Source organism: Enterobacter sp. fkY84-1 (genome assembly GCF_052974705.1).
This window is the reverse complement of the sequence record NZ_CP169393.1, coordinates 185,893-207,720: the sequence shown is the minus strand read 5'-3', so window position 1 is coordinate 207,720 and position 21,828 is coordinate 185,893. Positions and strand designations below refer to the sequence as shown.

Annotated in this window: 20 protein-coding genes and 5 tRNA genes; 4 read left to right on the top strand and 21 right to left on the bottom strand. The window is 54.5% G+C overall.

The genetic code is table 11. From position 1 onward, the window contains the following. Positions 1 to 84: 84 nt before the first annotated feature. The 11 genes from rplL to ACEPLT_RS00925 all read right to left on the bottom strand — a co-directional run bounded on the left by rplL (position 85) and on the right by ACEPLT_RS00925 (position 5,506). Entirely contained in the window at positions 85 to 453 is a 369-nt protein-coding gene (gene rplL / locus ACEPLT_RS00975; protein WP_013095002.1) for a 50S ribosomal protein L7/L12, read from the bottom strand. 66 nt (positions 454 to 519) lie between these two features. Then, entirely contained in the window at positions 520 to 1,017 is a 498-nt protein-coding gene (gene rplJ, locus ACEPLT_RS00970; RefSeq protein ID WP_013095001.1) for a 50S ribosomal protein L10, read from the bottom strand. Between the two features lie 291 nt (positions 1,018 to 1,308). Beyond that, entirely contained in the window at positions 1,309 to 2,013 is a 705-nt protein-coding gene (gene rplA / locus ACEPLT_RS00965; RefSeq protein WP_006810530.1) for a 50S ribosomal protein L1, read from the bottom strand. A gap of 3 nt (positions 2,014 to 2,016) precedes the next feature. Further along, positions 2,017 to 2,445 (bottom strand): 50S ribosomal protein L11, encoded by a 429-nt coding sequence (gene rplK / locus ACEPLT_RS00960; RefSeq protein ID WP_008503452.1) that lies wholly within the window; start codon positions 2,443 to 2,445, stop codon positions 2,017 to 2,019. A 155-nt stretch (positions 2,446 to 2,600) separates the two neighbouring features. Further along, the gene (gene nusG, locus ACEPLT_RS00955; protein WP_003862341.1) at positions 2,601 to 3,146 is read right to left on the bottom strand and encodes a transcription termination/antitermination protein NusG; all 546 of its coding nucleotides are present in this window, start codon (positions 3,144 to 3,146) and stop codon (positions 2,601 to 2,603) included. A 1-nt stretch (position 3,147) separates the two neighbouring features. Then, complete coding sequence (secE, locus tag ACEPLT_RS00950; protein WP_003862342.1) at positions 3,148 to 3,531, bottom strand: preprotein translocase subunit SecE; 384 nt, start codon at positions 3,529 to 3,531, stop codon at positions 3,148 to 3,150. Between the two features lie 229 nt (positions 3,532 to 3,760). Beyond that, a complete protein-coding gene (gene tuf / locus ACEPLT_RS00945) occupies positions 3,761 to 4,945 on the bottom strand; it encodes an elongation factor Tu (RefSeq protein ID WP_014830236.1) in 1,185 nt (394 codons plus the stop codon). A gap of 118 nt (positions 4,946 to 5,063) precedes the next feature. Continuing rightward, positions 5,064 to 5,139: transfer RNA gene (locus ACEPLT_RS00940), tRNA-Thr, on the bottom strand. Positions 5,140 to 5,145: 6 nt separating this feature from the next. Next, positions 5,146 to 5,220 (bottom strand) — tRNA-Gly (locus ACEPLT_RS00935). 117 nt (positions 5,221 to 5,337) lie between these two features. Continuing rightward, a tRNA-Tyr gene (locus ACEPLT_RS00930) sits at positions 5,338 to 5,422 on the bottom strand. An 8-nt stretch (positions 5,423 to 5,430) separates the two neighbouring features. Further along, a tRNA-Thr gene (locus tag ACEPLT_RS00925) sits at positions 5,431 to 5,506 on the bottom strand. Between the two features lie 317 nt (positions 5,507 to 5,823). Between ACEPLT_RS00925 and coaA the strand changes: the two genes are divergently transcribed. Then, positions 5,824 to 6,774 carry a type I pantothenate kinase gene (gene coaA / locus ACEPLT_RS00920; RefSeq protein ID WP_021242480.1) on the top strand — a complete coding sequence of 317 codons (951 nt, stop codon included), beginning with the start codon at positions 5,824 to 5,826 and terminating at the stop codon, positions 6,772 to 6,774. 44 nt (positions 6,775 to 6,818) lie between these two features. Here coaA and dppF read toward each other — a convergent pair whose 3' ends face one another. The 9 genes from dppF to ACEPLT_RS00875 all read right to left on the bottom strand — a co-directional run bounded on the left by dppF (position 6,819) and on the right by ACEPLT_RS00875 (position 17,413). Beyond that, positions 6,819 to 7,832, bottom strand: coding sequence for a dipeptide ABC transporter ATP-binding subunit DppF (gene dppF / locus ACEPLT_RS00915; RefSeq protein WP_008502773.1), 1,014 nt, complete (start codon positions 7,830 to 7,832; stop codon positions 6,819 to 6,821). Beyond that, the gene (dppD, locus tag ACEPLT_RS00910) at positions 7,829 to 8,812 is read right to left on the bottom strand and encodes a dipeptide ABC transporter ATP-binding protein (RefSeq protein ID WP_008502772.1); all 984 of its coding nucleotides are present in this window, start codon (positions 8,810 to 8,812) and stop codon (positions 7,829 to 7,831) included. The genes dppF and dppD overlap by 4 nt, the downstream gene beginning before the upstream one ends. Before the next feature lie 10 nt (positions 8,813 to 8,822). Further along, positions 8,823 to 9,725, bottom strand: a complete 903-nt coding sequence (dppC, locus tag ACEPLT_RS00905) for a dipeptide ABC transporter permease DppC (protein WP_008502771.1) — start codon at positions 9,723 to 9,725, stop codon at positions 8,823 to 8,825. 9 nt (positions 9,726 to 9,734) lie between these two features. Then, positions 9,735 to 10,754: a dipeptide ABC transporter permease DppB gene (dppB, locus tag ACEPLT_RS00900; protein ID WP_008502770.1), complete on the bottom strand. Its 1,020-nt coding sequence runs from the start codon at positions 10,752 to 10,754 to the stop codon at positions 9,735 to 9,737. Positions 10,755 to 10,931: 177 nt separating this feature from the next. After that, the gene (dppA, locus tag ACEPLT_RS00895) at positions 10,932 to 12,539 is read right to left on the bottom strand and encodes a dipeptide ABC transporter periplasmic-binding protein DppA (RefSeq protein ID WP_008502769.1); all 1,608 of its coding nucleotides are present in this window, start codon (positions 12,537 to 12,539) and stop codon (positions 10,932 to 10,934) included. 620 nt (positions 12,540 to 13,159) lie between these two features. Beyond that, a tRNA-Pro gene (locus ACEPLT_RS00890) sits at positions 13,160 to 13,236 on the bottom strand. Positions 13,237 to 13,327: 91 nt separating this feature from the next. Further along, positions 13,328 to 15,019 (bottom strand): kdo(2)-lipid A phosphoethanolamine 7''-transferase, encoded by a 1,692-nt coding sequence (eptB, locus tag ACEPLT_RS00885; protein ID WP_008502768.1) that lies wholly within the window; start codon positions 15,017 to 15,019, stop codon positions 13,328 to 13,330. A gap of 257 nt (positions 15,020 to 15,276) precedes the next feature. Continuing rightward, entirely contained in the window at positions 15,277 to 16,479 is a 1,203-nt protein-coding gene (locus tag ACEPLT_RS00880) for an L-lactate MFS transporter (protein ID WP_008502767.1), read from the bottom strand. Between the two features lie 238 nt (positions 16,480 to 16,717). Further along, entirely contained in the window at positions 16,718 to 17,413 is a 696-nt protein-coding gene (locus ACEPLT_RS00875) for an autotransporter domain-containing protein (protein ID WP_021242477.1), read from the bottom strand. A gap of 165 nt (positions 17,414 to 17,578) precedes the next feature. On the opposite strand from ACEPLT_RS00875, the gene tag reads away from it, so the two are divergent. Continuing rightward, entirely contained in the window at positions 17,579 to 18,160 is a 582-nt protein-coding gene (gene tag, locus ACEPLT_RS00870) for a DNA-3-methyladenine glycosylase I (protein ID WP_021242476.1), read from the top strand. Beyond that, a complete protein-coding gene (locus tag ACEPLT_RS00865; protein ID WP_008502764.1) occupies positions 18,138 to 18,584 on the top strand; it encodes an N-acetyltransferase in 447 nt (148 codons plus the stop codon). Before tag ends, ACEPLT_RS00865 begins: the two co-directional genes overlap by 23 nt. Here the strand turns inward: ACEPLT_RS00865 and ACEPLT_RS00860 are convergent. After that, positions 18,547 to 20,826, bottom strand: a complete 2,280-nt coding sequence (locus ACEPLT_RS00860) for a molybdopterin guanine dinucleotide-containing S/N-oxide reductase (protein WP_232929163.1) — start codon at positions 20,824 to 20,826, stop codon at positions 18,547 to 18,549. The genes ACEPLT_RS00865 and ACEPLT_RS00860 overlap by 38 nt on opposite strands. A gap of 212 nt (positions 20,827 to 21,038) precedes the next feature. Here ACEPLT_RS00860 and ACEPLT_RS00855 point away from each other — a divergent pair, with 212 nt between their 5' ends. Then, a complete protein-coding gene (locus ACEPLT_RS00855) occupies positions 21,039 to 21,701 on the top strand; it encodes an OmpA family lipoprotein (RefSeq protein ID WP_008502762.1) in 663 nt (220 codons plus the stop codon). The last annotated feature ends 127 nt before the right edge of the window (positions 21,702 to 21,828 follow it).

Here is a 21,828-nt window from a genome sequence, read left to right as displayed (position 1 = left end):
AGGCCTTACAGCGCAAAAAGGCTGGTGACTAAAAAGTCACCAGCCATCAGCCTAATGACTTAGGCTGCAACCAGAAAAGTTGGCTTATTTAACTTCAACTTCAGCGCCAGCTTCTTCCAGAGATTTTTTCAGTGCTTCTGCGTCGTCTTTGCTCACGCCTTCTTTCAGCGCAGCTGGAGCAGATTCTACCAGGTCTTTAGCTTCTTTCAGACCCAGACCGGTAGCGCCACGAACAGCTTTGATTACTGCAACTTTGTTCGCGCCAGCAGCTTTCAGAATTACGTCGAATTCAGTTTTCTCTTCAGCAGCGTCAGCAGCTGGGCCAGCAGCAACAGCTACAGCAGCAGCAGCAGAAACACCGAATTTTTCTTCCATTGCAGAGATCAGCTCAACAACGTCCATTACGGACATAGCGGATACTGCTTCAATGATTTGATCTTTAGTGATAGACATTTAAATTGTTCCTGAATATCAGAATAAGTTTATACGTAAGCAGATGCTTTATAAAGATAACTGCGATTAAGCAGCTTCTTTCGCATCGCGTACAGCAGCCAGAGTACGAACCAGTTTGCCAGCCGAAGCTTCTTTCATGGTTGCCATCAGGCGTGCAATTGCTTCTTCGTAGGTCGGCAGAGTTGCCAGGCGGTCGATCTGAGACGCCGGGATCAGCTCACCTTCAAAGGCAGCGGCTTTGACCTCAAATTTTGCATTCGCTTTCGCGAACTCTTTGAACAGACGAGCAGCAGCGCCCGGGTGTTCCATAGAGTATGCAATCAGGGTCGGACCAACAAACGTGTCTTTCAGGCACTCAAAAGAGGTACCTTCAACAGCACGGCGCAGCAGGGTGTTACGAACAACACGCATGTAAACGCCAGCTTCACGACCTGCTTTACGCAGTTCAGTCATTTTGTCTACAGTAACGCCACGGGAATCCGCAACTACTGCAGACAGCGCGCCTTTGGCTACTTCGCTGACTTCAGCAACAATCGCTTGTTTGTCTTGAAGATTTAAAGCCATTAGCTTTGCTCCTGGATGTTTGCCGGAACTCATGTTCCGGAACTCACTTCACTCTCCCCAACGGAAAGAGCGTCTTAATACGGTGAGCAGAAACAAGCCAGAGTATCCAAAAATAATCTTAGCGTTCTGTCACCGTCTACGCAGGGGATTAAGTCTCTTGCGAAACACCTGCGGTCTTCGACGGAGGCCTGGATTAGGCCAGGCTCCAACGAACAATTCTTTTAGCCGCTAACTTTCGTTAGCAAACGTGGGGGTAAGATTGTAGACAAAATCACCGCCCACGTAAAGGCATTAGTTTGCAGCAGCGCTCAGGCCAGCCTGGTCAACTGCAACACCTGCACCCATGGTGGTGGAGATGCTAACTTTCTTGATGTACACGCCTTTCGCCTGAGTTGGTTTTGCTTTTTTCAGCGCAACCAGCAGAGCTTCCAGGTTTTCTTTCAGTTTGTCAGCGTCAAAGTCCACTTTACCGATGGTGGTGTGGATGATGCCGTTTTTGTCGTTACGATAACGAACCTGACCTGCTTTAGCGTTCTTAACCGCTTCAGCAACGTTAGGGGTTACAGTACCCACTTTCGGGTTTGGCATCAGGCCGCGTGGACCCAGAACCTGGCCCAGCTGGCCAACAACGCGCATTGCATCTGGAGAAGCAATAACAACGTCAAAGTTCATTTCGCCTTTCTTGATCTGATCAGCCAGATCTTCCATACCTACCAGTTCAGCGCCGGCAGCTTTAGCAGCTTCAGCGTTTGCACCCTGAGCAAATACAGCTACACGAACGGAACGGCCAGTACCGTGTGGCAGTACAGTTGCGCCACGAACGTTCTGATCGGATTTACGCGCGTCGATGCCCAGGTTAACGGCAACGTCAACGCTTTCAACGAACTTAGCAGTTGCCAGTTCTTTCAGCAGAGCGATAGCTTCGTTGATGTCGTACTGTTTGGTCGCATCAACTTTGTCACGGATCACGGACATGCGCTTGGTCAGTTTAGCCATTTCTTAGTCCTCCACTACCAGGCCCATGGAACGTGCAGTACCTTCGATTGAGCGAGTCATCGCTTCAATGTCGGCACCAGTCATGTCGGCAGCTTTGGTCTGCGCGATTTCCTGCAGCTGAGCGCGGGAAATTTTACCCACTTTGTCTTTGTTCGGTTTACCGGAACCAGACTTGATACCAGCCGCTTTCTTCAGCAGAACTGCTGCAGGAGGGGTTTTGGTAACGAAAGTGAAAGAACGGTCAGCGTAAACAGTGATTACGACTGGGATTGGCAGACCTTTTTCCAGGGATTCCGTTTTTGCGTTGAACGCTTTACAGAATTCCATGATGTTCACACCCTGCTGACCCAGAGCTGGACCAACTGGTGGACTTGGGTTCGCCATACCAGCTGCAACCTGCAGCTTGACGTAGGCTTGTACTTTCTTAGCCATTCTAAAATCCTCTGATTGGGTAATAGCGCCTCAGTGAGGCTCCCCGTGAATAAAATTCGTTTTACGGGCCGGGCCCATAAAAACAAAAGGCGCGAAATTGTATTCCAATCTCGCGCCCTGTGCAACGATTAAATCGTCGCTTTTTTGATCGCTGCTTAGGCTTTTTCGACCTGCGCAAAGTCCAGTTCTACCGGGGTCGCACGACCGAAGATAGATACAGAAACTTTCAGGCGGGACTTTTCGTAGTCCACTTCTTCAACGACGCCGTTAAAGTCAGCAAACGGACCGTCATTAACACGAACCATTTCACCCGGTTCAAACAGCGTTTTCGGACGCGGCTTATCACCAACCTGCTGCAGGCGGTTCATAATCGCATCCACTTCTTTGTCGCTGATTGGCGCCGGACGGTCAGACGTGCCGCCGATAAAGCCCATCACGCGCGGTACGCTGCGCACCAGGTGCCAGCTCGCGTCGTTCATCACCATCTGAACCAGCACGTAACCCGGGAAGAATTTGCGCTCGCTTTTGCGACGCTGGCCGCCACGGATCTCGACCACTTCTTCGGTCGGAACCATAACTTCGCCAAATAACTCTTCCATGTTGTGTAATTTGATATGCTCACGCAGCGATGTTGCTACGCGGCCTTCAAAACCGGAAAACGCCTGAACGACGTACCAGCGCTTTTTAGGGGCTTCAGACATCTCAGAACCTCAGGCCAGTGATAAAGGATACCAGGCGAACCAGAATACCATCCAGTCCCCACAGGATCAGTGACATTACAGCGGTAACCGCCGCTACGATCAGCGTGGTGTGCAATGTTTCCTGGCGAGTCGGCCAAATTACCTTACGGACTTCGGTACGCGCTTCGCGAGCAAAAGCGACGGTCGCTTTGCCTTTCGTCGTCAACAGCGCGACACCACCCGCTGCAGCAATCAGAATTACCACTGCAAGCGCGCGTAGCGGCAGCATCATGTCACGATAAAGGTAGTTGCCGACAATCGCTACGATCAGCAGAACGGCTACTACTACCCATTTCATCGCTTCCAGGCCGCGCCCGCTCCCTTGAGCTTCGGTATTCGCACTCATAAACCAACCTGTCAGAAGTATTCTACAAACATTTTCACCCCGCGATTGCGAGGCAAACCAAATCGAAATGCTAATTCGCTTTTCGAATTATACGCTCTCTGCAGAGCCTGTCTCAGCAATGATTATGACAAAAATAATCACTGATGAGCCAGGTTCTGACGTGAAAGCGTGCAAAAAGGGCATCAAATGATGCCCTTTTATTGCGCATTGCGTCAAATGTTATCAGCAATTAGCCGAGAACTTTAGCAACCACGCCCGCGCCAACGGTACGGCCACCTTCACGGATTGCGAAACGCAGACCGTCGTCCATCGCGATTGGGTGGATCAGCGTCACAACCATCTTGATGTTGTCGCCTGGCATTACCATCTCAACGCCTTCTGGCAGTTCGATGGTACCGGTCACGTCAGTAGTACGGAAGTAGAACTGTGGACGGTAACCTTTGAAGAACGGAGTATGACGGCCGCCTTCGTCTTTGGACAGGATGTACACTTCAGATTCGAACTTGGTGTGCGGCTTGATTGAGCCTGGCTTCGCCAGAACCTGACCACGTTCGATTTCTTCACGTTTGATACCACGCAGCAGAACACCAACGTTCTCACCAGCACGGCCTTCGTCCAGCAGTTTGCGGAACATTTCAACGCCAGTACAGGTAGACTTCGCAGTCTCTTTGATACCAACGATTTCAACTTCTTCACCAACTTTGATGATACCGCGCTCTACACGACCGGTAACAACGGTACCACGACCGGAGATGGAGAATACGTCTTCGATTGGCAGCAGGAATGGCTTGTCAATCGCACGCTCTGGTTCTGGGATGTAAGAATCCAGGAAGCCAGCCAGTTCGATGATTTTCGCTTCCCACTCTGCGTCGCCTTCCAGCGCTTTCAGAGCAGAACCACGAACGATTGGGGTATCGTCGCCCGGGAAATCGTACTGAGACAGCAGTTCACGAACTTCCATCTCTACCAGTTCCAGCAGCTCTTCGTCATCAACCATGTCGCATTTGTTCAGGAACACGATGATGTAAGGAACGCCTACCTGACGACCCAGCAGGATGTGCTCACGAGTCTGAGGCATTGGGCCGTCAGTCGCAGCAACAACCAGGATCGCGCCGTCCATCTGCGCAGCACCGGTGATCATGTTTTTAACATAGTCGGCGTGGCCTGGGCAGTCTACGTGTGCGTAGTGGCGAGTCGGGGTGTCGTACTCAACGTGAGAGGTGTTGATGGTGATACCACGAGCTTTTTCTTCTGGTGCGTTATCGATCTGGTCGAATGCACGAGCAGAACCACCGTAGGTTTTTGCCAGAACGGTAGTGATTGCAGCGGTCAGCGTTGTTTTACCATGGTCAACGTGGCCGATAGTACCGACGTTAACGTGCGGTTTTGTACGTTCAAACTTTTCTTTAGACATCGATTGTCCCTCTAAGACACGGATAAATCGGTGATATCACCACATCAACCAGGCGAAATGCCTGAATTGTTGAATACAGTAAAATTGAAACAGAGAGAAACGGGAAGGAGAAGTGAAGTGGTGCTGATACCCAGAGTCGAACTGGGGACCTCACCCTTACCAAGGGTGCGCTCTACCAACTGAGCCATATCAGCACGTATTGGAGCGGGCAGCGGGAATCGAACCCGCATCATCAGCTTGGAAGGCTGAGGTAATAGCCATTATACGATGCCCGCATCCTGAAACTCGGCTACCCAGTTCTTTCTGTAACAAAAAAAGAGATTTCTCTCTTTTTCAGTTTGAGCTGGCTAATTTTTCCAACCAGCTCCGGCGGCATTTACGCTGCCAGAAAGTGGTGGTGGGGGAAGGATTCGAACCTTCGAAGTCTGTGACGGCAGATTTACAGTCTGCTCCCTTTGGCCGCTCGGGAACCCCACCGGACTTGATGGTGCCGACTACCGGAATCGAACTGGTGACCTACTGATTACAAGTCAGTTGCTCTACCTACTGAGCTAAGTCGGCATCAAGTAGCGCGCATTCTATGGATACCTGCGCGGTCATGCAACTAAAAATTTGCATAAAACGTTCTTTCGCTCACATTTTATGCGAACGAAGCGCTAAGCGCTGTAAAAGTAGTCATTGCGGGTCAAATAATCAACATGTACGCGTGATTTACACTATATACACCGTAGCGTGACGGCCTCCGCGTAACGCAGCGCTTTCCATCTTTTTTCTTATTATTCCTGTCATCTGGTGTTAACCTCCTGCCCATTGTCCAAAATTAACTGTGTGATGAGCCACGATCCGGCAGTTTCATGCTGGCTCACTGAAGCATGCTTATGAGCAAAAAAGAGCAAACGTTAATGACGCCTTATCTTCACTTTAACCGCAGCCAGTGGGCTGCCCTGCGTGATTCCGTCCCTATGACGCTGACGGAAGGTGAAATCGCACGGTTAAAAGGGATAAACGAAGATCTGTCCCTTGAAGAAGTGGCAGAAATTTATCTCCCCCTCTCGCGCTTGCTTAACTTCTATATCAGCTCGAACCTGCGTCGTCAGGCGGTGCTGGAGCAGTTTCTCGGGACGAACGGTCAACGCATTCCTTATATCATCAGTATCGCAGGCAGCGTGGCCGTGGGTAAAAGCACCACCGCACGCGTCCTGCAGGCACTGTTGAGCCGCTGGCCGGAACACCGCAGCGTGGAGCTGATCACGACCGACGGCTTCCTGCATCCAAACGAAGTATTAAAAGAACGCGGGCTGATGAAGAAGAAAGGCTTCCCGCTCTCTTATGATATGCACCGTCTGGTAAAATTTGTCTCCGATCTGAAATCCGGCGTGCCTCACGTGACGGCGCCGGTCTATTCGCACCTGATCTACGATCGCATCCCGGGTGGGGATAAGACGGTGGTCCAGCCGGATATTCTCATTCTGGAAGGTCTCAACGTGCTGCAAAGCGGCATGGACTATCCTCACGATCCGCATCACGTCTTTGTTTCGGATTTCGTCGATTTCTCTATTTATGTCGATGCGCCGGAAGACCTGCTGCAGAACTGGTACATCAACCGCTTCCTGAAGTTCCGCGAAGGGGCATTCACCGATCCGGATTCCTATTTCCACCACTATGCTCAGCTTTCTGAAGAAGAAGCGATCAATGTGGCGACGGGGCTATGGAATGAGATCAACTATGTGAATCTTAAAGAGAACATCCTGCCGACGCGCGAGCGTGCGAGCCTTATCCTCACCAAGAGCGAGAAGCACGCCGTCGACCAGATTCGCCTGCGGAAATAATAAAGCAGACATAAAAAAACCGGCTTAGCGCCGGTTTTTTTTCATTATGCGTGTGGCTTCTCGCCATTTTCATCCTGATCGACCGCGAAGCAGGCCACCAGCTGACCACCATACTCCTTCAGCTGCGGCTGTAGCTGGGTGCAGGGGCCAAAGCGGCGGCTGCAGCGGGCGTTGAATGCACATCCCGGCGGCGGATTCAGCGGACTTGGCAGCTCTCCCGTCAGCTTTATGCGCTCACGACGATCGTCCGGGTTCAGACGTGGCGTCGCAGACAGCAGCGCCTGGGTGTACGGGTGACGAGGGTTATTAAAGATCTGGTCTTTGGTCCCCTTCTCCACGCAGCGCCCCAGGTACATCACCATCACTTCATCGGCAATATGCTCCACCACCGACAGGTCGTGGGAGATGAACACGTAGGAGAGCCCCAGCTCCTGCTGGAGATCCATCATCAGGTTCAGCACCTGCGCCCGCACGGAGACGTCGAGCGCCGACACCGGCTCATCGGCAATCACCACGTCCGGGTCAAGCATCAGACCGCGCGCGATGGCGATACGCTGGCGCTGGCCGCCGGAGAACATGTGCGGGTAGCGGTCATAGTGCTCGGTTTTGAGGCCGACCTTCGCCATCATCGCCAGCGCTTTTTCACGGCGCTGCTCTTTGCTGAGATTGCTGTTAATCAGCAGCGGCTCTTCCAGAATCTGCCCCACCTTTTTACGCGGGTTCAGCGAACCGTACGGGTTCTGGAACACAATCTGGATTTTCTGGCGACGCAGCTTCTGCGCCTGCGGGTCGTGCTTGAGCAGATCCTGCCCCTGATAATAGAGCTCGCCGCCGGTCGGCACTTCAATCATCGTCAGCAGACGGCCCAGCGTGGATTTCCCGCAGCCGGACTCCCCCACCACCGCCAGCGTTTTACCGCGTTCGAGGTTAAAGGAGACGCCGTCCAGCGCTTTCACCAGGCGTTCAGGGGCAAACAGCCCCTTCTTTACCGGGTAATATTTTTTCAGGTCGATGGCCTGCAACAGCGGCTGTTGCGTGGTGGCCTGTTGCGTACTCATAGTGTTGGCCTCCCGGCATCATCGAGTGGGTAGTGGCATTTCGACTGACGACCGTCAGCCAGCTGGTTCAGCTCTGGTTCTTCCGCCCGGCATTTGTCCGTCGCATACGGACAGCGCGGATTGAGCAGACAGCCCTGCGGACGGTCATATTTGCCCGGCACCACACCCGGCAGCGACGCCAGACGCGCTTTATCCTGAGCAAACTCCGGCAGCGCGCGTAAAAGCGCCTGGGTATACGGGTGACGCGGCGCGCGGAAGATATCGTGCGAATTTCCGGTCTCGACCACCTGGCCGGCATACATCACGATGATTTTGTGCGCAGCTTCAGCCACCAGCGCCAGATCGTGCGTAATCAGCACCAGCGCCATGTTCTCTTTCTGCTGCAGCTCCAGCAGCAGCTCGATGATTTGCGCCTGGATGGTCACATCCAGCGCCGTCGTCGGTTCATCCGCAATCAGCAGCTTTGGCCGACAGGCAATCGCCATGGCGATCATCACGCGCTGGCTCATCCCGCCTGAAAGCTGGTGCGGGTAAACGTCCAGACGCGATGCCGGGTCAGGAATGCCCACCTGGTTCAGCAGATCGATCGCCCGCTGACGACGCGTTTTCTTATTCCCGCCCTGGTGCACCTTGATTGCTTCCATAATCTGGAAACCGACGGTGTAGCACGGGTTCAGGCTGGTCATCGGATCCTGGAAAATCATCGCCACTTCCGCACCCACCAGCTGGCGGCGCTGTTTCTCAGAAATGCGCTTCAGGTCCTGACCGTTGAACTGCAGGTTTTCCGCCATCACGCGGCCCGGGTAATCAATCAGCCCCATGATCGCCAGTGAGCTCACTGACTTACCGGAACCGGACTCCCCGACAATGCCAACCACTTCGCCCTGATTTACGCTGTAGCTGATGCGGTCCACGGCGCGAAACGGGGTGCCTTCATCGCCGAAGTGCACCGATAATTTATCTACATTTAATAACGCCATCTCGTGCCTCTTACTGCTTCAGTTTGGGATCAAGCGCATCACGCAGGCCATCACCCATCAGGTTAAATGCCAGCACCGTCAGCAGGATTGCCAGACCCGGGAAGGTGACAACCCACCAGGCGCTTTGTGCGAACTGCAACACGTCGGAGAGCATGGTGCCCCACTCCGGTGTTGGCGGCTGCGCACCCATGCCCAGGAAACCAAGAGCGGCCATATCAAGAATGGCGTTAGAGAAACCGAGCGACGCCTGAACGATCAGCGGCGCAAGGCAGTTCGGGAAGATATTGACGAACATCTGGCGCATCGCACCGGCACCCGCCACGCGAGAGGCGGTGACGTAATCGCGGTTCACTTCCACCAGCACCGCCGCACGGGTTAAACGCACGTAGTGAGGAAGCGCCACGAACGTCAGCGCCAGGGCGGCGTTACCGATCGACGGACCGAAGATCGCCACCAGCACCAGGGCCAGCAGCAGGCTTGGCAGCGCCAGCATGATGTCGACGATACGCATGATGATGTTATCAACGATACCGCCGAAGTAGCCGGCAACCAGACCCAGTACGATCCCCATAATCAGGGATAACACCACCACCAGGCAGCCGACCAGCAGCGACAGGCGCGCACCGTACATCAGACGCGACAGCACATCGCGGCCCACATCATCGGTCCCCAGCAGGTGCGCCAGGCTACCGCCATCCTGCCAGGCAGGCGGGGCGAGCAGCGCATCGCGGAACTGATCCGCCGGGTTATACGGCGCGAGGACGTTCGCAAACACCGCAATCAGGATCATGATAGCGACATACACCAGCCCCACCACCGCGCCTTTGTTGCGCTTGAAGTAGTGCCAGAACTCCTGCATCGGCGTCATCGGAACCGGTGCAGCAACAACTTTGTTTTCAGAAACCTGTGACATGATGGCCCCTTACTTCTTATGACGAATACGCGGGTTCACCACGCCGTACAGCAAATCGACCAGCAGGTTGACGAGGATAATCATCGTCGCGACCAGCAGCACACCGCCCTGCACCACCGGATAGTCACGGCGTTGCAGCGCGTCAATCAGCCAGCGACCCAGGCCCGGCCAGGAGAAGATGGTTTCGGTCAGGATCGCCCCCGCCAGCAATGTCCCCACCTGGAGACCGATAACGGTCACCACCGGCAGCATGGCGTTACGCAGCGCATGGACGATGATAACGCGCATACGCGTCAGGCCCTTGGCGCGCGCGGTGCGGATATAATCCTCACCCAGCACTTCCAGCATCGATGAACGGGTCATACGCACGATCACCGCCAGAGGAATGGTGCCCAGCACCATGGCAGGCAGGATCATATGCGCGACGGCATCCATGAAGTTGCCCTCTTCGCCCCAGATAGCCGTATCAATCAGCATAAAGCCGGTGAGCGGGTTGGAGTCATCCAGGAAGACCATATCGCTGACGCGCCCGGAGACCGGTGTCAGGTTAAGCTGCACCGAGACCAGCATGATCAGCATCATGCCCCACCAGAAGATAGGCATGGAGTAGCCGGTCAGCGCCAGGCCCACAGCGGTGTGGTCAAAAATAGAGCCACGCTTAACGGCAGCCAGTACCCCGACAGGAATACCCACCGCGGTGGCGAAAATCATGGCGCAGACGCCAAGCTCCAGCGTCGCTTTAAAACGCGGCACGAACTCGTCCCACACCGGAAGACGGCTTTTCAGCGAAATCCCTAAATCACCGTGCAGCACGCCCCAGATATAGTGGAGATACTGCTGCCACATTGGCTTATCGAGGCCAAGTTCAGCCAGCAGCTGTGCATGGCGCTCAGGGGAAATACCACGCTCGCCCGCCATAATCATTACCGGGTCGCCGGGGATCATATGGACGAAGGCAAAAGTGAGAAGGGTGATACCGATAAACGTGGGGATAACAAGTCCCAGACGTCGGAGGATGAACTGCAACATAACCCGGATTCTCTCTGATGACGCACGACCAGTGGCGTGACGTCTGTATTGCTCACAAATCTTATCCCCTCTCCTTTCAGAGAGAGAATTAAGCACTGCTGCCGGGTGGCGCTACGCTTACCCGGCCTACATACCGTAGGCCAGTGCAAGCGCAGCGCCGCCTGGCGTTGCTTTTAATTATTCAACCGATACGTTTTCGAAGTGGTGTTTGCCCAGCGGATCAACCACGTAGCCTTTCACTTCTTTACGCACTGGCTCGTACACGGTGGAGTGAGCAACAATCAGCGCCGGAGCCTGATCGTGCATAACAACCTGCGCTTGCTTGTACAGTTCAATACGTTTGTTGTGATCGTCGGTCGCACGCGCCGGCTGGATCAGGTCTTCAAACGGCTTGTAGCACCAGCGAGAGTAGTTAGAACCGTCTTTCGCTGCAGCACAGCTGAACAGGGTAGCGAAGAAGTTGTCCGGATCCCCGTTGTCACCGGTCCAGCCCATCATCACTGCCTGGTGCTCACCCGCTTTGGCGCGCTTCAGGTACTCGCCCCACTCGTAGGTCACAATCTTGGCCTGTACGCCAATCTTCGCCCAGTCAGCCTGAACCATTTCTGCCATACGGCGTGCGTTCGGGTTGTACGGACGCTGTACCGGCATCGCCCACAGCTCAACGGTGAAGCCTTTATCCTGGCCCGCTTCTTTCAGCAGCGCTTTCGCTTTCTCAGGATCGTAGGAGTAATCTTTAACGTCGTCGTTATAGCCCCACATGGTTGGTGGGATCAGGTTTTTGGCTGCAACGCCAGCGCCCTGGTAAACCGCCTTGATAATCGCTTCTTTGTTCACCGCGTAGGTCAGCGCCTGACGCACTTTCACGTCATCAAACGGTTTCTTCTCGGTGTTGAAGGAGAGATAGCCCACGTTCAGGCCAGCCTGCTCCAGCAGGTTGATGTTCTTATCCTGCTTCATGCGGGCGATGTCAGCCGGGTTCGGGTATGGCATCACCTGGCATTCGTTTTTCTGCAGTTTTGCATAACGTACTGACGCATCAGGCGTGATGGAGAAGACCAGACGATCAATCTTCGGCTTGGTGCCCCAGTAGCCTTCGAATGCTTTATACAGAATACGGGAGTCTTTCTGGTACTGCAGCAGCTGGAATGGACCGGTACCGATTGGGTTCAGGTCGACTTTTTCCGGCGTACCGGCTTTCAGCATGTTGTCCGCGTACTCTTTGGACAGAATTGAGGCGAAGTCCATGGCCAGGTCAGCCAGGAACGGTGCTTCCGGACGCGTCAGCACGAACTGAACGGTATTATCGTCCACTTTTTTCACTTCAGAGATCAGATCCGGCAGACCCATCCCTTCGAAGTATTCATAGCTGCCGCCAGAGACTTTGTGGTACGGGTTCTGAGCGTTTTTCTGACGGTCGAAGGAGAACACAACGTCGTCGGCGTTAAAGTCGCGCGTTGGTTTGAATTCTTTGCTGTCCTGCCACTTCACGCCCTTGCGCAGGTGGAAGGTGTAGGTTTTACCGTCTTCGCTGACGTCCCACTTCTCGGCCAGACCCGGAATCACTTCCGTGGTGCCGGTTTTGAATTCAACCAGACGGTTATAGATCGGTACAGAGCTTGCGTCGTAAGTCGTACCAGAGGTAAAGAGCTGTGGGTTAAAGCCTTCCGGCGAGCCTTCAGAACAGTAAACCAGGGTTTTTGCCTGTACGCTTGCTGCCACGGTCATAGCCACCAGGCTCAGACCAAGCTTCAGCATCCCTGACTTCTTCAAGGAAATACTCATTATTCTGCTCCAATGTGATGTTTTGCTTTGTTGTGTTACGCCGCCAGACCTTTATTTATTTTTTACCCGGTCCGGTCGGAGGTGCCCGAAGGCGTTAAAGGGATGGAGAATCCTTTCAGAAGAGCGTTTGAGTTGCAGCGCAGATCGTCCCTGAAATGCCCCTCATGCCCTACAATCTGTCAACAGAATGTGAAAACGTCAATACAGGTGACGGGGATTTACGCTGAGTGTGAGAAACCGCAAACAAAGATTAAAAAAACCATGAGCGTCAGTTTTCAGCAGGGAAATTTATGCTACTCGCCATGTTGCAGCACAACTATCTTCATATTTCGCAACAATCAGTGATTAACTTTTATTCAGAATGGGTAAATTTTCTTGCAGAATGGTGATTATCTGAGCACTAAATACCGCGAACGTTAAAACGCACAGCGAAAAATGCTGAGGTTATCCATAAGCAACGCGAAAAAAGATCAATCTATATATAAAAAAATACAATGGATTATGTCACAAAATCGTTAACAGGCAGGGAGAAGCGGGCGTAAGGGGCGTTTTGATTACTCTGAAGAGCTAAGGCCATAATGCAAAAAGGGCTAACCTTACGGTTAGCCCTTTTCAGAATGTGGTCGGCGAGAGAGGATTCGAACCTCCGACCCACTGGTCCCAAACCAGTTGCGCTACCAAGCTGCGCTACTCGCCGAATGCGGAGCGCATCTTACTGCTGAGGTGCGCCCCCGTCAATCCCTTATTTTCAAAAAGCCATTCAACTGGCGATATTCTCGCCAGAGCAGCTACTGCGCGGCTTTTGCGCTGTTATCAGGGAGTTTACACCAGTTGTTGTTTTCGTTAATCCCACCGTTCGGTGAGGTGTAGCCGAGACAACCCATAATGGTGTCGTACAGCTCAACGTGACGACGCGGCACCTTCATTTCCGCCTCTTTCTTCAGATGGGCAAACATCTTCGCTTTCTCCGGGTCTTCCAGATACTTATCGGACATCCACACCATCATTGGCACGCGGAACTGCTCGGGCGGCGCCATCTTGCGTGGCGTACCGTGCAGATGCTCGAACTCATTGATAGATTCACCGTGGTCCGCCGCATAGAAGACAATAGCCTTCTTATCGCGAACCTGGTCAATCACCGAATCAATAAAGTGATCCACATACATCACGGAGTTGTCATAAGAGTTAATCAACTGGGCTTTGGTGCAGTCTTTATCCACTCCGACGCACTCCGGCGTCCATTTGGCAAAGCTGCGCGGGTAGCGCTGCGTGTAGTTAAAGTGCGACCCTTTGGTATGAAGGATGATCATATGCTTACCATCAGGGTTCCCGTTGAGTGAGAGTTTCATCTCATCAATCAGCAACATGTCATCGACAGGTTTGCCACGGTTGCGCGCCTCTGCGCCAATCTGCTCGCGGTAGGAGATGTTTTGCGCCATGGTGTTGCTGTAGAACCACATCTCACTCTGCATCGCATAGAGGTCGGAGGTAAACCCAAGCTGATGCAGCACCGAGAAGACGTTTTGCTCTTTTAGCGTACGCTGCGGGTTATCGCTCGCCCCGCCCTCGCGCACAAACATGCAGCGCAGGGAAAGTTTGGTGGCGGTATCACAGGAATAGCCACGATAGGCAATCAGGTTCTTTTCCTGCGCCAGTTTAGGCGTGGTATCACGGTTATAGCCGAGAATGCCCATATGATCCCAGCGCGTGGTCTCTCCGATAATAAAGACGACGTAGGTATCGTCGATATCCTTTGGCGCCACATAGGTAAACTTCTTCGCCGGGTTTATCAGCGACTTATTATCCGAGGACTCATCCACCTGCGCCCACGCATACAGCCCCAGCGCGGAGATCCAGTTAGACGGTAAATAAGAGTTGGCAACCACGCCACCGTAGCTCGGCATATCCACGCCGGAGGTACGCTCATCATTCTTCTGCTTCACCTCCAGCAGACGAATCGGCCCCCAGACCATCAGGCCCGCCAGCAGCACCACGGCGACGCTTCTGAATCGCTTTCCTGGCGTGCGGATCTGGTGAACAAGGGTATAGCGGCAGCGGTTGCTCCAGATGAGCAGCAGCGGCAAGGCGCTGACCGCTACCAGCCAGAGGATAAAGTGCAGCCCCACAACCTCTTTAGAGAGGTCGATATCCGTGGTCATCACCGAGGCAATAATGCCGTAGCCAATCACCACGTTCATAAAAGTCATGTAATAGCTGGCACCCGCCGAGCACAGCACGATAAACGTTGCCAGCACTCGCCACACGCGACGGCCAAACAGGGTAAGAATACGGAATAAAAAGAAGGTGACCAGTACCGCAGCGACCAATTCGACAACCGCTGCAATTCCTTTCCAGACGGTAAAATCATGCGCGTAACCGTCAAACCGACGGAAAAAAACTGCGCCGTTCATAAACAGGCCGATGTACAACGCCAGCAAAAAGCAGAGCTTTTGTTGCGCCATCGATTTAATGTATTTCATGCAAGCTACCCGGAAAAAGGGACAGTACCGCCGCCCACCTCGATTAAAAAGTGGGCAGATTAGACATACGCTCAGGGGATCGTTCAATGAAACGTCTACAGGCGTGGTAAGTAGACCACAGGGAAGCGGAAAAGTGGCAGCAGAGAGTGTGATCAGTACAGTTATTTACAAAAAAGCAAATCCATAAACAGACAAAATCGCTTTATTTCCAGGTTAAAAAAATAAAAAGGCCGGATTACCGGCCTTTCTCGTCGCGATTATGCATGAACTTCTTTAAAAACTTCACGTTGCGGCTGGCGAATCGTGGTTGACAGCGCCAGGGAGATAATCAGCAAGGCAAATATCACGCAGAAGGTTACGTAGAACCCGCCGAACAGGGAAGCAATCAGCGAGCCGCAGATACTGCCGATCCCGAAGCCCAGATAGATCACGCCGTAGTTTTTCGCCAGATTGTTCAGGCCAAAGAACTCGCTCACCAGTGACGGGAAGACGGTAATGGTGCCGCCGAAGTTAAAGGCCACGCAGGCAATTGCCGCGAAGAAGGTGGCTTCATTCAGCGGAGCGAACAGCAGCGCCGCCATACCGACCAGCGAAACCACCTGCCCAATCGTAATCACGCGGATGCGGGCGATTTTGTCGGACAGAATACCGAGGACCAGACGACCGGAGAGGTTAGCAATGGAGATGACGGTCACCGCGTTGGCCGCCGTGGCTGCATCCAGTTTCACCATCCCCTGCGCGATATCTTTCGCCACGCCGATGACATACAGGCCGCTCATGCAGGCCGTCAGGAACATCACCGCCAGCATCCAGTACTGCGGTTTACGCATGGACTGCGCGAGGGTGAAATCATTCTCCACCACGCCATTCACGGATTTCACTTCCTGCTGCGGCGCATCCTTCATCAGCGTGGCGCCGAACAGAATCATCACCAGCACGATTGCGCCCCAGATCATGAAGGTTTTTTCGAGGCCAACGGACGCCAGCAGATGGGCATCGATAAATTTGAACCCGAGGCTGCCCAAACCATAAGAACCAATGGCAAACGCGGAGATTAAGCCTTTACGTTCCGGGAACCACTTCACGCAGTTTGACAGCGTCAGCAGATAGCCCGCGCCGTCCGCCAGTCCCACCAGCACGCCCGCACTCAGCCAGAGCATCATCAGATTGCTGGAATGCGCGGTCAGGAAAAAGCCCAGTCCCAGCAGGATGCCGGACGCCATGGTCACGCGCTTCACGCCAAAACGCTCCTGCAGCTTGCCCGCGACGGAAGATGAAATCGCCAGACCCAGGCTCAGCAAACCAAAGGAGAACGCGACCTGGCTGACCGGTGCGCCGAGTTTGTCAGAAAGCGCACTGTTGAACAGGCTCCAGGTATAGACCGATCCCAGCGCAAACTGAGTGACGATGGTGCCAAAGAGCGTGAGCCAGCGCGTGCGGTTATAGGTTGATGTGTTCATGGCAGTTGTCCTGCAAGATAAATTGAGGGAATTCGCTGAGGACAACGATAAACAAAACCTCAATATGCCTGGGGTAAAACGGCATGAAATGCAGGCGGAACGGAATGAAATGCCTGGAATCGGGAATGAATGACCTGGCACGGGAATAAAGCGACAGCGTGTTAGTATCTGCTATCGCTGTAAAGCCCGTGGTTATTGTATTCGAGATGTTATCGTAACGTTTAAAAAAGTAACAACGCTAGAAATTGGCGCTGACGCCGAGGGTGTATAAAAACTCCTCACCGGTGGTGGTATGCTCCCCCTGAGCCAGCGAGGCATAGGCCGCCATGTGCGTATTAAAGGGAATATCCGTTCCCACGGTGACATCCATCCAGCTGCCATTTTGGGCAGGAGCTGGCGTTTGCGGCATACCAAACTGCGATTTCCACTGGTTTTCACCAAACTGTTGGTTATAGCTGATCTGCGCCCAGGGCCGGAGATCGCCGTACTGGGTGTTAACGCGCCACCCCAGCGTGCTGACGCTGGCATGCCAGAGCGGGTCCGTAACTGACTGTGTCGACGCGCTATCACCAAACTCGTTGATCATCATGGGAGCCGTGCCGTCGTACCGCCACGCCACCACCGGGCCTGTGGTGATACGCGCTGAAACGGGAAAATTCCAGCCTACGCTCATCGCCCCCTCTGTCGTGCTGCCAGACGGTATATTCAGAGCAAGACCCGGCGCATTTTGCGAAGACTGAATACGCTCCGCGAGAATATCCTCATAGCGCGGTTGGTGATCCGCGTCCCATGTATAGCGTTCCGCCGTATTATTTTGGGCATCTGAAACGATATATTCCTGTTGCCAGGCAGACGCTGTATTACAAAAAAACAGGCAGGCTGAAATCCCCACCAGGCCAGACACAGCATGGCGACCACTGATTTTTTTTATCATCTTCAACGCGACCCCAGAGAGAGCCGAATTCGGCGATATTTGTCGTTATTCAGGAAGAGCTTAGAGAGCATATGGCCCTGTATTAACTATTGTCTTTATAGTAAACACGTCAAGCCAGTCAGAACGAAATTTTTGCGAAATCAGTATCAATAAGGGAGATGACGGATGGAACGTTGCGGTTGGGTAAGCCAGGATCAGCTTTATATCGACTATCACGATCGGGAATGGGGCGTGCCGGAAAGGGATGGCAAAAAGCTCTTTGAGATGATCTGCCTGGAGGGCCAGCAGGCGGGGTTATCATGGATTACGGTACTGAAAAAACGCGAAAATTACCGCAGCGCTTTCCACCAGTTCGACCCCGTCGCCGTCGCCGCGATGACCGATGAGGACGTCGAGCGACTGGTGCAGGATGCCGGCATCATCCGCCATCGCGGCAAGATCCAGGCCATCATCGGTAATGCACGCGCTTATCTGGCGATGGAACAAAACGGCGAATCATTTTCAGATTTTGTCTGGACGTTTGTGAATAACGCTCCGCAAGTCACGGAGGCGACCACGCTCGCGGAAATTCCGGCCGCCACTCCGGCCTCGGATGCGCTCTCGAAGGCCCTGAAAAAACGCGGCTTTAAGTTTGTCGGCTCCACCATCTGCTACGCCTTTATGCAGGCCTGTGGCCTGGTCAACGACCACGTTACCGGCTGCTTCTGTCATCCGGGAGGCCATCATGATCCGCAAATGGCAAAATGAAAATACCGCGCCGCTGCTGAGCCTGTGGCTGGAAAGCACCACGGAAGCGCATCCGTTCATCGCGCCGAATTACTGGAAAGAGAATGAGGCCATGGTGCGGGACGTTTATCTGCCGTCCGCTGAAACCTGGGTCTGGGAGCAGGACGGCGAACCTTGCGGATTTATCAGCGTGATGCAGTCTCAGTTTGTCGGCGCCCTGTTTGTGGCGCCGTCATGCATCGGGAAAGGCATCGGGCGCGCGCTGCTGAACCATGTTCAACAGCGCTTCCCGCACTTAACCCTGGAGGTGTATCAGAAAAATGTCCGGGCGGTGAATTTCTACCATGCTCAGGGCTTTCGCATTGAAGACAGCGCCTGGCAGGATGACACCCAACACCCGACGTGGATCATGAGCTGGCAGGCGGATCAAACGCCGTTAAGGTAAGCTCGGGACCCGTATATTTCTCGACCCAGGCCAGCGCCGTGTTCCCTGCGCAACCATTCCCCAGCTTCGAGCTGGGGAGATCTTTGGTCAGCACGTTAACCGCCCCGTTTTTACAGATACCGCCTTCGGCGAGCTCAAGGTCAGGCCATGCGCCCTGATGAATGCAGATCACGCCCGGCTTAATCCCGTCGCTCACCACCGCCCCTGCCAGCACTTGTCCACGCGCGTTCCAGACGCGCACCACGTCGCCGTCCGCAATCCCGCGCGCTTGCGCATCAAGGGTATTCAGCGTGATGGGCTCTCGCCCGGCGACCGCATACTGCTCGCGCAGGGAGGTATAGTTAAGCTGGCTGTGCAGACGGTGCGCGGGATGGGCAGATAATACCTGCAGCTGATCCGGCCGGGCGTTGCCGTGCCATTCGTCCGGCTCGAGCCACGTGGGATGCGGCGGGCAGTCAGCATAGCCAAAGCTGGCGATGCGCTCGCTGTAGATCACGATCTTGCCGCTCTCGGTTTTCAGCGGGTGGTTCTCCGGATCGCGGCGGAAATCGGCAAAACGAACAAACTTCGCGTTCTGTTCGCTCTCCGGCATTTCGACGATCTGGTTCGCCTCCCAGAACTCAGTAAATGGCGGGAGCGTCACGCCCTGCGCCGCGCCGCGCTGCCCGGCAATCTGGTAGAAGGTTTCCAGCCATTCGAGATCGGTTTTTCCCTCGGTAAAACGCGCGCGACCGCCCGCTTCCCACCGCTCGCTCAGTTCAGCAAACACGTCGAAATCATCACGCGCCTCATCGCGCGGGGCCACCACGCGCTTCATCGGGACCATATGCTGATTGCTGTAGTCGCCGGTCATGGTGAGATCGTTACGCTCAAACGAGGTGGTCGCCGGGAGCACGATATCAGCGTGTTTCGCCGAGGCGGTCCAGAAGCACTCTGAAATCACCACCAGCTCCGGCTTCTGCCAGGCGCGGATCAGGCGGTTGGTATCCTGATGGTGCGTGAAGTTCGACCCGCCCGCCCACCAGACAAATTTAATATCCGGGAAGTGGCGGTCGAGACCATTGTGCTGATAAAAACCGCCCGGATTTTCCAGGGCTTCAACAATACGCGCCACCGGGATTTTATCCACGGCGTCCACGCCCCCCTGCACCGAACCTTGCAGAGACGCCAGCACCGCCGCTTTACGCGTGGGGTTACCGCCATTGGCAAAGTGATAGGAGAGACCAAAACCGCCGCCCGGCGTACCGATCTGCCCCAGCATCGCGGCGAGGGTCACCAGCATCCAGTGTTTTTGCTCGCCAAACTGCTGGCGCTGCATCCCCCAGCCGGACATCAACATCGTGGTGTTTTTATGGAATAACGCCGCCATTTCGCGGAGTTTATCCGCAGAAACACCGCAAATGTCAGCCGCCCACTCTGCCGTTTTGGCTACATCATCCGTTTTACCCGTCAGATAGTCGGCGAATTTATCGAAGCCGGTGGTACAGCGCGTCAGGAATGCGACATCGTGCCAGCCGTTTTCCACCAGGGTATGGGCGATACCCAGCATCATTGCCACGTCGGTGCCCATATGCGGGGCAATCCACTCGGCGCTGTCGCCGAAGAAATCCAGGGTTTCAGAGCGCATCGGGTCAATGCAGATGATGCGCTTGCCGCTTTTGCGCAGCGCGTCGAAATAGCCAATGCCCTGCTCGTCGCTGGCATTCCAGGCAATTTTCAGCGTGTTAAGAGGGTTAGCGCTCCACAGCACCACCACGTCGGTATGTTCCAGCACCAGCGGCCAGCTGGTCTGCTGCTGGTACACCTCGTTCCCGCCCACGACGTACGGCATGATCGCCTGCGCTGCACCGGTGGAGTAATCCCCCAGATGACCGGTATAGCCGCCCGCCAGGCTCATATAGCGCTGCAGCAGCGTCGATGCCTTGTGCAGCACCCCGTTAGAGCGCCAGCCGTAGGACCCGGCGAAAATGGACGACGGACCGTAACTGTCGCGAATGCGCTTGTGCTGGGTGTGGATCAGCGCCAGCGCGTCATCCCAGCTCACGCGAACAAACTCATCCTGACCGCGAATGCCCTGCGGCTTGTCAGGTGAGGCGAGAAAACCTTTACGCACCATCGGCCAGCGCACGCGTGTTTTGCTGTGCACCTGATCGCGAACGACGGTCTGTAAAGAGTTGGGATGTTGTGTTGGCAATGCTCCGCGAGACGACAGAACATTTTCGCCATCGGTTTCGACCAGCATCGGCCCCCAGTGGGCGGCGGTCAGAATGGTTTTCGTTGAGGTGCTCAAGCGTGCGCTCCTGGTTGCGTGCAGGTTTTACGGCCTTCTTGCTGAGACCGTTTATGGTTTGTCACAAATTTCAGAGTTATACCCGGAATTTTCTCCGTATCTGGACGTCATAATCAACTGCCACGTTCGCCGTGGCAAAGAATAAAAAGGATTAAGGAAAGAAGATGAAAAAACGCGTACTCGTTATTGCCGCTCTGGTGAGCGGTGCACTGGCTGTTTCTGGCTGCACAACCAACCCTTACACCGGTGAGCGCGAAGCGGGTAAATCCGGCATTGGCGCGGGTATCGGCTCGCTGGTCGGCGCAGGCGTTGGGGCGCTCTCCTCCTCCAAGAAAGACCGCGGCAAAGGCGCGCTGATTGGCGCAGCGGCGGGCGCGGCCCTGGGCGGCGGCGTCGGTTATTACATGGACGTGCAGGAAGCAAAACTGCGCGACAAAATGAAGGGAACCGGCGTGAGCGTGACGCGCAGCGGCGATAACATCATCCTGAACATGCCGAACAACGTCACCTTCGACAGCAGCAGCGCAACGCTGAAACCCGCGGGTGCGAACACCCTTACCGGCGTGGCGATGGTGCTGAAAGAGTACAACAAGACCGCCGTGAACGTGATTGGCTACACCGACAGCACCGGCAGCCAGGATCTGAACATGCGTCTGTCCCAGCAGCGCGCCGATTCCGTGGCCAGCTCGCTGATCACCCAGGGCGTTGAAGCAAACCGCATCCGCACCAGCGGCATGGGCCCTGCCAACCCTATCGCCAGCAACAGCACGGCGGAAGGCAAAGCGCAGAACCGCCGCGTAGAGATTACGTTAAGCCCAATTCAGTAGGTAAAAGCAAAACGGCAACCCCGTTGCCGTTTTTAGTGTTTGCGCCCTCTCCCGTGGGAGAGGGTTGGGGTGAGGGCATCAGACCGCATCCTCCGGTAAGCGCAGCGCCACCGGGCAAAATGCTTGA